13 protein-coding genes are annotated in these 14,122 nt (G+C 55.3%); all 13 read right to left on the reverse strand.

All coding sequences use genetic code 11. From position 1 onward, the window contains the following. Positions 1-23: 23 nt before the first annotated feature. The 13 genes from tssH to L2Y28_RS12565 all read right to left on the reverse strand — a co-directional run bounded on the left by tssH (position 24) and on the right by L2Y28_RS12565 (position 14,058). Positions 24-2,639: a type VI secretion system ATPase TssH gene (gene tssH, locus L2Y28_RS12505; RefSeq protein WP_022648401.1), complete on the reverse strand. Its 2,616-nt coding sequence runs from the start codon at positions 2,637-2,639 to the stop codon at positions 24-26. Positions 2,640-2,677: 38 nt separating this feature from the next. Further along, entirely contained in the window at positions 2,678-3,721 is a 1,044-nt protein-coding gene (gene tssG / locus L2Y28_RS12510) for a type VI secretion system baseplate subunit TssG (protein ID WP_022648402.1), read from the reverse strand. Beyond that, positions 3,718-5,589, reverse strand: a complete 1,872-nt coding sequence (gene tssF, locus L2Y28_RS12515) for a type VI secretion system baseplate subunit TssF (RefSeq protein WP_022648403.1) — start codon at positions 5,587-5,589, stop codon at positions 3,718-3,720. Before tssF ends, tssG begins: the two co-directional genes overlap by 4 nt. Before the next feature lie 2 nt (positions 5,590-5,591). Then, positions 5,592-6,155: a type VI secretion system baseplate subunit TssE gene (gene tssE, locus L2Y28_RS12520; protein WP_015570336.1), complete on the reverse strand. Its 564-nt coding sequence runs from the start codon at positions 6,153-6,155 to the stop codon at positions 5,592-5,594. Further along, positions 6,148-6,960: a type VI secretion system accessory protein TagJ gene (locus tag L2Y28_RS12525; RefSeq protein ID WP_022648404.1), complete on the reverse strand. Its 813-nt coding sequence runs from the start codon at positions 6,958-6,960 to the stop codon at positions 6,148-6,150. The genes tssE and L2Y28_RS12525 overlap by 8 nt, the downstream gene beginning before the upstream one ends. A 9-nt stretch (positions 6,961-6,969) precedes the next feature. Then, positions 6,970-7,956, reverse strand: coding sequence for a hypothetical protein (locus L2Y28_RS12530; RefSeq protein WP_022648405.1), 987 nt, complete (start codon positions 7,954-7,956; stop codon positions 6,970-6,972). A 16-nt stretch (positions 7,957-7,972) separates the two neighbouring features. Continuing rightward, on the reverse strand, positions 7,973-8,770 hold the full coding sequence (locus tag L2Y28_RS12535) for a PP2C family serine/threonine-protein phosphatase (protein WP_022648406.1): 798 nt from the start codon (positions 8,768-8,770) through the stop codon (positions 7,973-7,975). Continuing rightward, positions 8,767-10,542 (reverse strand): type VI secretion system-associated FHA domain protein TagH, encoded by a 1,776-nt coding sequence (tagH, locus tag L2Y28_RS12540; RefSeq protein ID WP_022648407.1) that lies wholly within the window; start codon positions 10,540-10,542, stop codon positions 8,767-8,769. Before tagH ends, L2Y28_RS12535 begins: the two co-directional genes overlap by 4 nt. A 110-nt stretch (positions 10,543-10,652) precedes the next feature. Beyond that, positions 10,653-11,051 (reverse strand): hypothetical protein, encoded by a 399-nt coding sequence (locus L2Y28_RS12545; RefSeq protein ID WP_126493930.1) that lies wholly within the window; start codon positions 11,049-11,051, stop codon positions 10,653-10,655. Between the two features lie 90 nt (positions 11,052-11,141). Continuing rightward, positions 11,142-11,396 (reverse strand): hypothetical protein, encoded by a 255-nt coding sequence (locus tag L2Y28_RS12550; RefSeq protein WP_072202182.1) that lies wholly within the window; start codon positions 11,394-11,396, stop codon positions 11,142-11,144. A gap of 168 nt (positions 11,397-11,564) precedes the next feature. After that, positions 11,565-11,957: a hypothetical protein gene (locus L2Y28_RS12555; RefSeq protein ID WP_032622424.1), complete on the reverse strand. Its 393-nt coding sequence runs from the start codon at positions 11,955-11,957 to the stop codon at positions 11,565-11,567. Then, complete coding sequence (locus L2Y28_RS12560; protein WP_022648409.1) at positions 11,958-12,974, reverse strand: hypothetical protein; 1,017 nt, start codon at positions 12,972-12,974, stop codon at positions 11,958-11,960. It abuts the gene before it with no gap. Positions 12,975-13,575: 601 nt separating this feature from the next. After that, a complete protein-coding gene (locus L2Y28_RS12565) occupies positions 13,576-14,058 on the reverse strand; it encodes a type VI secretion system tube protein Hcp (protein ID WP_014884229.1) in 483 nt (160 codons plus the stop codon). Positions 14,059-14,122: the final 64 nt, after the last annotated feature.

Raw genomic sequence — 14,122 nt, forward strand, 5'->3', positions numbered from 1 at the left:
TTTTACAGTTCTCTTGATGATTATTACGCGGCAAACTGACAGTGGAACTCGCCCTGCTCGCAGGTGACATGCAGACGTCGGTATTGCTCGTCGCTGCGGCTGGCGGAAAGTAAAATCTGGCTCATCTGAGGCAGCAACGTATTGGTCAGAATCGCATCCACCATACGCCCGCCCGACTCAACCTCGGTACAGCGCTGAACAATCTGTTCGACCACGCTGTCGTCAAATTCAGAAATAATATTGTGATTCTCTTCCAGACGACGCTGAATGCGCCTGAGCTGAAGACGCACAATCTGCCCCAGCATCTCGTCGCTCAGAGGGTAATACGGCACCACCAGCAGGCGGCCCAGCAGCGCAGGTGGGAACACCTCCAGTAGCGGCTGGCGCAGGGCGCCACTTAACGCATCAGGATCCGGCATCAGTTCCGGGTCGGCGCACATGGCTGCGATCAGCTCGGTACCGACATTAGAGGTCAGAATAATAATAGTGTTACGGAAATCAATGTGACGCCCTTCACCGTCCTCCATCCAGCCCTTGTCGAAGACCTGGAAGAAGATCTCGTGCACGTCCGGGTGCGCTTTTTCAATTTCATCCAGCAGCACCACGCTGTAGGGACGGCGGCGCACGGCCTCGGTTAAGACGCCGCCTTCACCATAGCCCACATAGCCCGGAGGCGCACCTTTTAACGTCGAAACGGTGTGCGCTTCCTGGAATTCACTCATGTTGATGGTAATGACGTTCTGCTCGCCGCCGTAAAGCGACTCCGCCAGCGCCAGCGCGGTTTCGGTTTTGCCCACGCCGGACGGCCCGCAGAGCATAAATACGCCGACCGGTTTGTTCGGATCGTCAAGCTTCGCCCGCGAGGTTTTTACCCGACGGGCAATCAGATCCAGACCGTGACGCTGACCAATAACCCGCTGGTTCAGCGTATCAGCCAGGTTCAGCACCGCGTCGATCTCATTTTTCACCATCCGGCCCAGCGGGATCCCGGTCCAGTCTGAGACCACCGCAGCCACCACGTTTTCATCGACCGCCGCAAACAGCAGCGGTTCGTCACCCTGTAAGGTCTTCAGCGCCTGCTGCTGTTCTGTCAGCTGGCCGCGCAGTTCAGCCGTATCCTCATCACTCGCCGCAAACAGTGCGGCACGCAGACGGATAATTTCCTGCACCCGCGTGCGCTCTTCTTCCCAGCGACGAGCCAGGGCCTCGCGTTGGGTTTCGAACGCGTCACGTTCGGCGCTTAATGTCGCCACGCGCGCCGGATCGCCCGCCCCCACGCGCGCTTCACGTTCGGCAATCTCCAGCTCCACGTCCAGGGCCGCCAGATGACGCAGGCAGTCTTCCAGCTGGGCAGGCGGCGCGCTCTGGCTGACGGCCACGCGCGCGCAGGCGGTATCCAGCAGCGCCACCGCTTTATCCGGCAGCTGACGCGCAGGAATATAGCGATGCGACAGTTTCACCGCCGCGCTGACCGCTTCGTCGAGGAGTAAAACCTGATGATGAGTTTCCAGCGGCGACACGGTGCTGCGCAGCATCAATACAGCTTTCGCTTCATCCGGCTCGTGAACCTGTACGGTCTGGAAACGGCGGGTCAGCGCCGGATCTTTCTCAATGTATTTTTTGTATTCCGCCCAGGTGGTCGCGCCGATGGTGCGCAGTTGCCCACGCGCCAGGGCAGGCTTGAGCAGGTTAGCGGCATCGCCGGTACCCTGCTGGCCGCCAGCGCCAATCAGGGTGTGGATCTCATCGATAAACAGAATAATCGGCGTGGCGCTGGACTGCACCTCGTTAATCAGCGCCTGGAGGCGCGCCTCAAATTCCCCTTTCATGCCCGCTCCGGCCTGAAGCATGCCGATATCCAGCAGCCACAGCTGAACGTTTTGCAGCGGCTCAGGCACGTCGCCGTCAGCGATACGCAGCGCCAGCCCTTCCACCACTGCCGTTTTCCCGACGCCAGCTTCCCCGGTCAGCAGGGGGTTGTTCTGGCGACGACGCATCAGAATATCGACCATCTGGCGGATCTCTTCATCGCGCCCCACCACCGGGTCAATTTTCCCATCCCGGGCGCGCGCCGTCAGATCCTGACCATACTGCGCCAGCGTGCCCTGCGCAGCCGGTACTGCCCCGGCAGCTGCGTCCGCAGCGGCGGCGGCCTGCTGGCTCTCTTTGCTGCTGGCGCAAATAGCGTCGAACTGTTCGATCAGCACCTCGACGTTAAGACGGGTGAACTGCGCCGAAATACTTTTCAGCACGTTAGCCAGATTCCACGTTTTCAGTATGCCGATCAACAAATGGCCGCCGCGGATGCGGCTGACGCCAAACTTCAGCGAGCCGTAGACCCAGGCGCGCTCGACGGCGCTGTCGATATGCTCGGAAAGGTCAGAGACGGAACTCGCGCCACGCGGCAGGGCATCCAGCGCCGCCACGATATCGCGCGTCAGCTGCTGTTCATCAAGGGCGAAGTGACGGATGACCTGTTGCAGATCGCCATCCTGCTGCTGCATCAGCTGATGCAGCCAGTGCACCAGCTCAACGTACGGGTTGCCGCGCAGCTTACAGAAGGCAGTCGCGCTTTCCAGAGAGGTAAATAACAGCGTATCCAGTTTGCCGAAAAGCACGGCACGGCTAATTTCTGACATGTTAGTTTCCATTAACAATGATTCGGTATACGGAAGGATTATCGCTCTGCGCGATACACCAGATCGCCACGCGGAACAGGCTGAGGCTGAAGGCCCAGCCAGGTGTTGTACCCTAATCGCCCGGCGCTGCCGAGCGTGGTGCCCTGCACCGCATCGGCGCGCAGGATCACCCGTGTTTCCCATTCAAATTCCACCCCGGCGTACTGTCGCACCCAGTCGCGCAGCTCGGTGACCCACCCTTCACCCGGCAGAAAACGGTTGTATTCGTCTGCGCTCAACGGGCCAATCTCAAGACGAAATTTATGCTGCACGTCGCGTACCGCAATGCCGAGAAAAGCGGACTCCCCCATGCGCGGCAGGCGACGCCCCTCACCCAGCTGTGCCTGCTCCCGCGTTGAGAGCGGCATCCACTGCGGTACATTGGCCACCAACCTGACCGGAATGTTGAAATAGTTGCGCAGGATCTTCTCCAGCCCTTCCGGGTCCCGCCCATGGCGGGTCAGGTGACCGGCGTGAGTAAAGCGGGCATGCGGGCTCAGGCTGCCTTTCGACATCTGGCCGGGCTGACCCATGCCAATCAGCGATGCAAGATACCCTTCGAAGCGCCTGTTGTCGTCGCGATCCAGTGAAACGGCAGGCTGCGCGTCCGCCCAGGCGCGGTAAAACAGCAGCGTCAGGCGGTGGTGAAAGAGGTCGGCAAACGCGCTGAGGCTGTGATCCTGATGATGATGAATACGCTCGCGGGCATACTCGGTCATGTGCACCGGCAGTGGGCCGTTAGGACCAAACAGGCCGAAGCTCAGAATGGAAACCTCATGCAGTCCGTTCTCTTCCCGCTGCCGGACCTCGGCAACCGTTGACGGCGCAAACCCCATTGAAGGCTGCTGACCAATACGCAGCGGCTCAAATTTAGGCAGCGGCGCGCGCCCCAGCGGGTAACGTTCTCCGCCCTGGGCATCAATACGTCTTAACAGCTGAAACAGATCGTAGCGCCACGGCGTCTCGCGCACTCCGCGCCAGAACGCATCGGGCAGCGGCGTCAGGCGATGCACGCGCAGCGTTGCAGGGGCAACTTCACTCATACCAGCGCCCTTTTACCCATGCGCGGCGCCCAGTAGCCAATTTCGCCGCGCTGCTGGCTCTTGAGCGTGAACTCCGTAAAGCTGTTGATGGAGACCAGGCGGGCAAAAAGGCGTTCCAGCACGCTGCCGAAAAGCCACGGGCTGGCACCGGAAAAGGCGCGTTCGTCCACCGTCAGGGTGATGCCGATCCCGCGGGCGAACACCACCGGGCCGGGTTCCGGCACGCGGCGGTGCACCGGCTCCAGCACGCAGTGACGAACGCCATCCACCTGACGGGCAACCGGCGTCTCGGCGAGGTTAGCGTACAGCCCTAACAGCTGACGCAGCGCGGCAGCGCCCTCTTCGTTTTCGCTGTCCATCAGGCTGAGGTAGTTCATTTGCAGCTGGCTGATGAGCCGCCAGGTACTGAACCCTTCCGCCAGCGCCGGACGCGGCGGCGTCGGGCCTTTACGCAGGGTTAACGCCTTCACCGGCATGGAGTCGGCCATAATAAACTGCCCAAGCTCCTGCTGGAGCATCAGCGGCAGGTCGCGGCTGGTACACAGCACCTCGGCGGAAATGTAGCGCAAATTCTCCTGCCACGGCGCGTGCTGCGCATCCACCAGCGAGACGAAGACCTCCGAGCCGATATAGCCCGTGCGGGTGCCGTAGCGCAGCGCGTGTTCAGAGAGGACGCGCTGTTCACGGCGCAGGGAAAAATAGGCGCCGTAGTTGCCCGCGTCTCCGCTCCAGGTACTCCAGAACGGACGAAACGTCTGGTCGTCCCGCTGACCATCCGCACTGGCATAGATTTTTTTCACAGCATAAATTTCATAATCCAGCGGGCGGATGTTATCCACCACCAGATGGTATTCATGCTGGCTTTCGCTCAGCTTCTGCCGGGCCGCCACTTTCGGGAACAGGTTGATCACCGGGGTACAGTGCAGCGCCATGTGGCTGGCATCCACAACGCGCTCCAGCTGATCGTCGCTCTTGTCGAGCAGAATGAAGATATCAAACGCTTTTTCGTCTTCGCAGCGCTGGATCAGCTTGCCCAGCCCGCTCAGGCTGATGAAGCGAAAACGCGCCGGGAACGCAAAGTACTCCTGCAACAGGCGATAGCCGTCGAAGTTACGCAGATCGTCCGGGAGCAGCGCCTGATCCGCATCAAAGCCTTCCTGACGCAGGGCGTCAGACGACAGCAGCTGGCGCTGGGGCTGCTTGCTGACCGTCTGGCAGACAATACCCGCGTGGTGCTCCATCACCAGCTCCATCAGCTTCAGCGCCTCGATGTCCGGGCCGCTCAAGAAGAACTCCAGGCGGTCAAAATCCAGATGCCCGAGATGCTGCGGGCCATCGCAGGCAATGCGGATCCGTAAGGCGCTGCTGATCCCCCGCTGGCTCAGGCCGAGCTGGGCCAGCGGCAGATCGGCGGGAACGCCGCCCAGCTCGATCCGCTCAATTTTTAACGGCAGCAGGTTGACCTCGTGCGCCGTGGTATAGCTGCACGTAACGCCGGTTTTTTTCAGCGCCAGGCTGTCCATCATGGTGCCGCGCGGCACAATAAAGCCTTTGCTCAGGTCGCCCCGGCTGCTGTCGGGCTGAATTTCAGCGATCGCCATCGACGGCGTAGGCGCCAGATAATTTGGCGCAATCATCTCCAGCATACGCTGTGAAAAGCGTGGAAATTCGGCGTCCATTTTCATCTGCACGCGGGAGGTCAGGAAGGCGAAACCTTCCATCAGGCGCTCTATGTACGGATCCGCCACTTCGATGCCGCGCATGCCGAGCCGCCCCGCCACTTTTGGGTAGCGTTCGGCGAACTCCGCGCCCATCTCGCGCAGATAGGCCAGTTCACGGTTGTAATATTCGAGCAGTTTGCTTTCCATAATTACCCCGCATCCTTCAGTTCAAAATGGCCGTTCTCAAGATCGACGTCGGTGCGAAAGAGAAACTCCAGCGGATACGGTACGCACCACAGGCGGCCTTTGATTTCGATAGACAGCACGTTGTGCAGATCTAATGAGGAGGTATCGGACACGCAGCGAACCTGAAGCCCCTGCGGCAGGATCCGCGGTTCAAAGTTAATAATCGCTTCGGTGAGCTTGCGCTGAATGTCGTGCCATTCGATATCGGACATTCTTTTCCCCGCCAGCGGCGCGACGCCAAAGTTAACGACAGAACGGCTCACCTGCGTCAGACCACTCAGATCGCTGGAGGCATCGTGGTTAATGGTGTTAAACAACCACTGTAAATCCCGCAGGACGTTACGACGCAGCGCGGCGTGTGTAATCAGATTACTGTTGGCGGACTCGCGTTTTTTTTCCGGATCGTTATCCGTCAGGCGATCCAGCAGTGACGGCTGCATTTTGTCGCGCGCCCCCACTTTCTCCTGCCTGCTGCGGGCCTGCCAGCCGCTGCGCAGCAGATCGCCTTCGCCAGCGGGATTACTCATCCGCGCCATCCGCGGCGAACGTCACCAGGCTCAGGGTGAGCAGCGGGCTTTCGCTTTGCTCGCTCAGCCAGGCTTTCTGCCCCATGCCTTCATACAGGGTGCCGTCATCGTCGAGTGGAAGCCACTCGGTGGTGCGCCCCAGCTTAACGCTGTCTGGCGCTCCGTCAGCAAACGGATAGCGCGCCGGGATCTGACACACCTGCTCGGTGCCGTCCGTGAGGCGGACCAGCGCATGACGCCACACCAGATCGGTCACGCTGGCCGGAGCCTGAAAACGGATCGTGTCGATGGCGCAGAACGGCACCCAGAAATAGCGGCCGTTGACCAGGGTTTCACACACCGGCCCCAGACGGGCATCGCCGTCCATCAGCCATTCAAAGGTGTGGCTCTCTTCATTCTCCAGCGTGACCTGCCCGCGGCTTGCCGGGGCCTGTTCGAGTGCCGCCAGGCGCAGCGTTTGCGCATGCCCTGCGCTTTCGGTCAGCGCCTGGGCTAACGTCGTCAGCCACGGCCACTGCGCCTCGGGCATTGCCGGTCGTACCTCTCCCGCGAACACGCGCGCCCGCTGCTGTTCACCCTGAATGGCCTGCTCCAGCAGCGTCACGGTTGGTTTTGCCTGCGGCTTCAGCGCCAGCCAGCTTTTCAGCTGGGTCAGGGCGCGCGCCCAGTTGCCGCTGAGGATCAGAAACTGCACAAACGCAGCGCGCAGATCGGCATCCGCCGGACGAGCTTTGATTTCGGCTTCCAGGCGAAGCAGCGCGTCGCTAATCGACTCACCCGCCAGACGTTGATAAAGCGTATTCATAGCCCCTCCTTAATTCGCCGCGCGCCAGGCGCCCACAGCCGGATCGCGTAGCTGCGGACGCAGCGTGTCAATCAGAACAACGTTCAGCTCCGCGCCCGGTGTAATCCATGCGCTCCAGATCTTCTTCACCTCTGCGATACGCGCCTGGAGTCTGGCGTCGTCGCTGGCGATCTCACGGGTGATTTCCACCGCCACCGTGCCGTTGCTCTTCCAGCCGTTCAGGGTGCTGTCGTACGGCAGGATCATCCAGCTCTGATCGCTGTTCGGGGTGCTGAAGACCATGCGCTCTTTGTTAACGGAGGTAATCAGCGCCTTTTCAGGATCGACCGCGTTGTTCAGTCCCATCACCGGGAAGCCGTGAATGTAGGTGACCGGAATCGCTTTCTGCGTCCCGTTACGATTCTGCGTCACCACGGTGTGGCCGCTGAGCCAGCTGCCGTTGCCGCAGCGAGTGGTGTCGGAATCGGGAATAAACAGCGCTGGCGCGGAGGAACCGCCCTCCCAGAAGGTGCGCAGGTGGCAACCGTCCTGAAGGGTGAACTCCTGCCATGGCGTACGATCTGCCGCCACGGTGTGCGTCTCCGGATTCTGGTCAGGCGGTAGCAGCGCGCCTGAGGTGGTGGTCGTTGCCGCCGCCGTTTCCTGCTGTTTCACCACCAGCGCCCAGTCCTGCGCTTTAGCCGCTGTGCCCCGGGCAAGCGCCGTGCCTTCCGGATCGTTAAGCGTCCAGTTCAGGGTATTCAGTTTGCTACACTGATGCTCCAGCAGCGAGCCAAGGCGCGGTACGAAGTTTTCCAGCACCGAAACCTCTTTCTTGCCGTTCGCCACGATACGCAGCGCCACGTCCGCCTTACACCAGCTTTGCGGCGTATTATCTTTAATGTTGTCGATCCAGATATCCAGCTTCTGCGCAGGAGACTGCACGATGCGGAAGTTTTCAGCCTGTGCGGTGGTCGCCACCGTCAGAAGAGCCAAACCCGATAGCCAAAGTTTCATATCAATCCTTGTGTGTCTAATCAGTTCCGCAGGGAAGAAATTGTGCTGCGTCAGAGAGCGTATGCAGCAAAGTGGTGTCCTGAGGGTTGCCCATCCACACCGCCACGGCGGTATAGTTATCCTGAGCTTTGCCCTCCTGTTCAGCATTCTTTTGAATGATTTGGTTCATCAAGGTCAGCCACTCTTGTGGCGTATTGACCATGTGCAGCGACTGTTTCATCTGCTCTTCGCTGACGCCGTGCCAGAAACCGTCGGTGCAGAGTAAAAACGCATCACCGTCTTCAACCTGCACGACATCGCTGTAGCTCGCTTCCGGTCCGCCATTCTCAATACCCAGCGCCAGATACAGCAGGTTGCTGTTGAGATCGTCGGTCTGATGCCCGGCATCTTTCATCTGCTGCACCAGGCTGTGGTCGGTGGTGACGTGCCACAGCCAGCCGCGGCGAAACAGGTACAGGCGGCTGTCTCCAGCGTGCGCCCAGTAAGCCAGACGGTAATCCCTGTCGATAAACAGGCTGACCAGCGTGGTACCCATCCGGCGATAGTCCTGCACGGCCTGTTGTTCGCTGAGGATGGTGCGGTTCGCCGTTTGGACGTAGTCACGAATATGCTGCGCATTCAGGTGCTTGTCGCCGTCAAAGCGGGAAATAATGCTGTTGCGGGCCAGCTCAGCGGCCACCTCGCCGCCCGGCAGGCCCGCAATGCCGTCACAGACGACAAAGCAGGCTGAACGTTCCCCGATGGTTTCTCCCGTCTGATCCTGGTTGCTGGCGCGCGTCCCCTGGCGGGAGAGAGAAGCCGTTGCGATATTCATTTTTCTTCCGATCCGCTTTGTGAGTCTTTGTACTGATTGACCTCCATGTCATAGGCATGGAGGAAGGCTTCGCCAAACAGGGTATGGAAGTCGTCCTCGATCTCGCCCGCCGTCTCGCCATAGCTGCGAACAAAATAATCCCACAGCGCGGCTTTACGGCTGCCCGGCAGCGCCAGGCGTGACGTCATTCCGTTCTGTTTCGCCTGCTCTTCCAGCTGTTCCGGGTTAAAGGATTGCAGCATGGCGGCGATAATGGCACGGATACCGGAGATCATCCCCAGCTGGTGCGCCTGCAGATCGATCAGCGCATCACGCACCGATTTGGTCGGCGGCATAAAGCCCGGCATCGGCGTGCCGAACATCTGGATCAGGACCGTTTTACCGGTTGGCAGCAGCTTGAACGGGTTGTTGGCATCGTCGAGCACCATGGTCATATCAGCCTTCACCCCACGCTTGAGGATGGAGCGCGAGGAGAGCAGCGCCACGGTCCCCTGCGAGAACATGCCCAGGATCTGCCCCAGCTGACGCATATTTTCCCGGTCAAACTGCGGCACCGGCTGCATTTCGCTCAGGCCCATGCCCTCCAGCAGCGCCTCCAGCAGTTCGCCCTGAAGCACCTCGCCCCGCTCGCCGGTCTGCGCGGAGGCGGCAGGCGATGCAGCGTTTTTAACCGGGTCGATACGCAGGCGGCCTTTCGGCGCCTGCGCGTTGCTGCGCGCCACGGCCTGCGGTGTTGGCATGGTGAAGCCAGCGTAATCGGGACGCGCGGGCTCCTCTTCCGCGCGCGGCGCGTCCTGTGGTTCAGTCGGTTCCGGATCGAACAGCGGTGAGCTGGCAAGCGCATCCTCTTCCTGTGCGGTTTGCGCTTCAGGCTTTGGCTCCGGCTTATCTGCCACGATTTCATCCGGATGGGTTAACGGCGCGCCGCCCATCAGGCCGAGGGGGTCATCGTGACGCGCGGCAGGTGCGCTCGCCGACCCGCCAAACAGGGCTAACGGATCGAGTTCGTCCGACGCCTCTTCCTTTGGCTGGGCAGGTTTGCTTTCGTCCGGCTGTACCAGCGTTGAAGGGGTGACATCGTCAAAGATGCTCTCTTTTTTAAACAACGCTTCATCGCTGAACAGCGTGTCCGGGTCCACGTTTTTACGTTCAAGCGACGGATCGGCATCGTTGAACATCGCCAGCGGGTCTTCGGCATTCCGCTCCGGGGCCGCAGGCTGGGAGAACGGGTCGTGGGAGGCCGCGGGCTGTGGCTTTGCCCGATTGCTGGAGATGCTGTCGGAGATGGAGAACTCCTGCATCAGGCTGTCCCAGATTTCCGACGGCACGGCCGTAGGTTCAGCTTTTCCGCGAGGCGCGGCGCTGGCCGGTTTCGGTTGTGCCGCCGGAGCAGGTGTCGCCGCTGGGCGCGCCTGCTGCATGCTGGCCGCCATGCGGCTTACGGGCTGGGTGTCATGAATGAGTTCGCTGACTTCAATGCGATAATCATCAATACCGAGAATATCCCCATCCTGAAGCTCAACCTGACGCCCACGCTCCAGCGGGATATCATTCAGTACCACGCGGGTAACGCTGCCGCGGTTCGTGACGCGGCATTCGCCACTGGCGTCGACGTGAACGATGGCCTGCAAACGCGAGATGGTGCGGTCATTATCCGGCAGCACCAGATTGTTATCCGTACCGCGCCCAATGGTGCCGCCCGGGGCATAAAAATCACAGCTGCTTTGCGGCGGCTGATGACCGGGTTTCGTAGAAATAATCGTGAATCGCATGGCGTATTCCTGCTGGTATGATTAGCGCTCAAACGCTGCCGCTCTCGGGGGTGAGAACGGCGGGGTTTGGGGGTTAAGCTTACAAAATCAATCATAAAGACAATGAAAAATTATATCTCATTAATACTGGTCAAAATTAAAAGCAGTATAAAAATAGCCATTGTGAATTTAAGTTTTTTGTCATATGAATAAACCCAGGATAGTTCAAAGCCGGACAAAACATCATGACATGTATGAGACTGAAGCCTTCGAGAGTCAGTTAACTTAACGCTCTTACCCCGTAATAACCTTGATAAAATTGTGACGCGTAAACCGAAGCCCCAGAACCCCAACCCTTCCCAAACTTGATAATCTCCTTCTCTTAATAAACCTGCTTGCGTTAATGAATTATATATTCCCGAAATTTCACTTGAGTATTTTCGATAATCAATATAAAAACTAACCATCAGGATTAAGAACAAGGCAAAAAGAAAAAATACAAGAATGGATAAAGCATTATTAACAATCACATTACTCTCTATTGAATAAAATCAGCATTCAAATGCTGACACTATTGAGTCGATAACAATAGTTGGTAACAAAAAGTTGACAAAAGCCATTTAACGGCTTACTGAAAAAACAATACCTACAACAAGCCACAGCGTAAAAAGCATTGCCTGAATGATATAAAGTCGGTGCAGTTTTAACATCCAGCTAATTCGATCTTCCGGTAAAGACTGAACAAACTGATAGGCTTCACCCTTAACATTCCTGCCCTTGGTGAACTTCATCTTCACGCCTTTGCGAAGACGAATAAACCGGATTATTTTTTGATAATTCACCAGTGAACCAAAAAACGATGCATGATTTGCCATCAGGTCGATATCATAACCTTTTGGCGATATTCAGAGAGAAGTCGCTTATAATCCGACTCGTGTTTTTTAAAAAACCGAGAACTGTAAACACCCATGATTACAATGTTAATAAATAAAAGCACAAGAAGCTATAACGTTATATTTACCATGCATAAAGATGACATGCTTTTAGTGTCCTGTAGCAATCAATAAGAACAATAGAAGCATTAAAAAGACAACAAAAAGTGTCATCCTGTAAAACATTTTTATCCATGAGAAATCGTATAACGATGATACTAATGCCTCTGCCTCCGGAGGAGGATTTTTTTTTCTATTTTGCTTTGTGGCCTTTCCAGCCAAAATCCTTTTCATAAGGAACACTCGATGCGCAAATCCGGGAAGACCAAGTTGTTCATAAAAAAGATAATCGTTTACATCTAAATATTGCTTATCACTCAAAAGATGAAATGATTTTGATAGCTCCCGTGAATATTTACGATAAAAATAAAAATAGAAACACAAAGAAGTAAACAATCCTAAAAAAACTAATAAAAGCAATATTAAACGCAAATCTCCATACATTTATTCGTCCCCAGAAAAAATCAAGTTACTAATCCCTTCACCCAATTCAGCCCCTCCTTTAGTACCCATCCAGGCTCCCGCAGAAGTAGCGCCTAGTCCTACGACAATTCCACACACAAGGGCACCAGTACCCATCGTAGGTATTCCCATTGCACCGCAAAGAGCGCCAGTTCCTAAAGACGCAGCCCAGGCTCCTCCCGCAGCACCAAGCGTACCTCCACCAAACTTACTATATTCAGTAACAGCAACTTTTCCACATTCATCTTCACGATCGACAGTACAGGCTTTATAAACATCATTAGAAGTATTCAAAAAAGAGAAACCTAATGAGATCCAGCCCCCTGCTTTCATAATACTAGCCGCGCGAGAAGAGCGTACAATATAATCTGAATATCCAGGGATGGCGCCGACACCAACCGTACTCCATTCATGGACGATAGAGCGGCTTGATAAGTTCAATGCTTTTTTTAGATTTTCGTAGGTTTGAATCTTAAGTGTTAGTTTGCTTACGTTATTTAATAAAGGTTTTAACTGAGTGAATAACGCCCTTCTTTCCATATAAAACTGCTGACCAATTAAAGAACCTTGGGATATAAACTGATTCTGATAAGTCCTTTCAATTTTAATGAGTATATTTTCAATTTGCCTGAAATATTTCTCCCCTAAATCACCAGCATTCCCAGCTAGTTTATCACCTAAGGAAGTCAATGCAGAAATATTGTCATAATTAACGTGGAGGTACTCTGCAACTGATGTGTTTAATGATGCCAGCGCATGGTTAATTTTCTGTTTTGCTCTGGAAAGAATACTCAGTTGCGATGACTGATTCGTGTTGTCTGGGTCAGCCACGATGAGTAACTGCCCTGGTTTCAACCAAGGCGTGTCATTGTTTATTTGCATAAAGTATCTAGCGGCATCGCTATTGACATTATTAAACAATAATCGAGCTTGATAATCTAAAGTTCCAGGATGTTGGACCACACAGTAGCCCGGACCAACGGTTGAACGATGTGTCATATTTAAACCCTTTAATCAACACACTTAGTTGTCCAGAGTTTGCAGTGGTGAATTGTTTAATTATTTCATAATTAAATAAACATTCAAACGCCGATGCACTCATGAAATACCGAGGTTTGAAAATTATATCATTCACTTGCCGTAAAAAAGTAACTCGCTACTTATACCTTTCTTTATTATAAACCGTGGAGCATATTGAATAGCAGTTTTTTCATTGACAGTCTTCAATACAACATCATACTCACCCTCGCGCCAGTCAACCTCATTCAGACAAATACACTCCTCTGTATTCAAGATACGCATTGCTGGAAGTTGGTCAGGAGAATTAATAGTTTTTCCATTGATTACCAACGTGTTTCATTACTGATGGTGCGCAAACTGATACAGGCCCATTAAAATTTGAATCCTGCCGGATATCAAAACAAAGGATATTGTTTTTTTAACTTAATAGAAAGTTTCTTATACTGTGCAGGTGGTGAAATGCAAGCCCTACAGGTTGATGCGATTGATATTAGGCTTAACTCTCTAATAATGATTCACCTGCAACATATTTGGAATCAATCATCATGACCGGGGAGATTCCCCGGTCATGGATGAACAATTACGCTTCTTTGTTTTCTTTGATGTTCCAGCCAGCGCTGCTTTCAGCACCTTTACCACCGGCAGTGGTCTGCTCCCAGTACTGCTGTTTCACTTTCGCAGCCTGGAATGCATAGGTCACGCCAACGGTATCGCCGTTGTCGGCACCGGTGTACTGAACGGAAGTCACGAGAACGTCTTCCAGGGTGATGCGGGTATATTCAACCTGCTGACCACCCGCTTTGCAGACGGACAGTTCAACTTTGGTCAGGTGTTTACCGCTTGCGCAGTGTTTCAGGATTGCTGTAGTGGATTTGTCGATCAGAGCGTTAACGTGCAGATCGTTAAAGTTAACTTTACCGGCACCGCCGCCACCACCCACACTCATATTACCTGGCTGGGACGCGCCCCAGGAGAAGGAGGTAATGTCAGTCCAGCCGGTGTGGTTAGAATCTTTAGATTCGCCCGTAACACCCTCGACCTTCAGAAACATATCAATAGCCATAATATCTACTCTTCGTGGATGAACAATATTGCTTTCGAAAAAGCCCTTATATGGCAAACAGGAA

It is taken from the genome of Enterobacter sp. JH25 (assembly GCF_021725435.1).
In the GTDB taxonomy this organism is placed as follows: domain Bacteria; phylum Pseudomonadota; class Gammaproteobacteria; order Enterobacterales; family Enterobacteriaceae; genus Enterobacter; species Enterobacter intestinihominis.

What these genes read in the sequence shown, in the direction of transcription:
- tssH (WP_022648401.1), bottom strand. Translation starts at nt 2,639, where the DNA reads ATGTCAGAAATTAGCCGTGCCGTGCTTTTCGGCAAACTGGATACGCTG.
- tssG (WP_022648402.1), bottom strand. Translation starts at nt 3,721, where the DNA reads ATGAGTGAAGTTGCCCCTGCAACGCTGCGCGTGCATCGCCTGACGCCG.
- tssF (WP_022648403.1), bottom strand. Translation starts at nt 5,589, where the DNA reads ATGGAAAGCAAACTGCTCGAATATTACAACCGTGAACTGGCCTATCTG.
- tssE (WP_015570336.1), bottom strand. Translation starts at nt 6,155, where the DNA reads ATGAGTAATCCCGCTGGCGAAGGCGATCTGCTGCGCAGCGGCTGGCAG.
- L2Y28_RS12525 (WP_022648404.1), bottom strand. Translation starts at nt 6,960, where the DNA reads ATGAATACGCTTTATCAACGTCTGGCGGGTGAGTCGATTAGCGACGCG.
- L2Y28_RS12530 (WP_022648405.1), bottom strand. Translation starts at nt 7,956, where the DNA reads ATGAAACTTTGGCTATCGGGTTTGGCTCTTCTGACGGTGGCGACCACC.
- L2Y28_RS12535 (WP_022648406.1), bottom strand. Translation starts at nt 8,770, where the DNA reads ATGAATATCGCAACGGCTTCTCTCTCCCGCCAGGGGACGCGCGCCAGC.
- tagH (WP_022648407.1), bottom strand. Translation starts at nt 10,542, where the DNA reads ATGCGATTCACGATTATTTCTACGAAACCCGGTCATCAGCCGCCGCAA.
- L2Y28_RS12550 (WP_072202182.1), bottom strand. Translation starts at nt 11,396, where the DNA reads ATGGCAAATCATGCATCGTTTTTTGGTTCACTGGTGAATTATCAAAAA.
- L2Y28_RS12555 (WP_032622424.1), bottom strand. Translation starts at nt 11,957, where the DNA reads ATGTATGGAGATTTGCGTTTAATATTGCTTTTATTAGTTTTTTTAGGA.
- L2Y28_RS12560 (WP_022648409.1), bottom strand. Translation starts at nt 12,974, where the DNA reads ATGACACATCGTTCAACCGTTGGTCCGGGCTACTGTGTGGTCCAACAT.
- L2Y28_RS12565 (WP_014884229.1), bottom strand. Translation starts at nt 14,058, where the DNA reads ATGGCTATTGATATGTTTCTGAAGGTCGAGGGTGTTACGGGCGAATCT.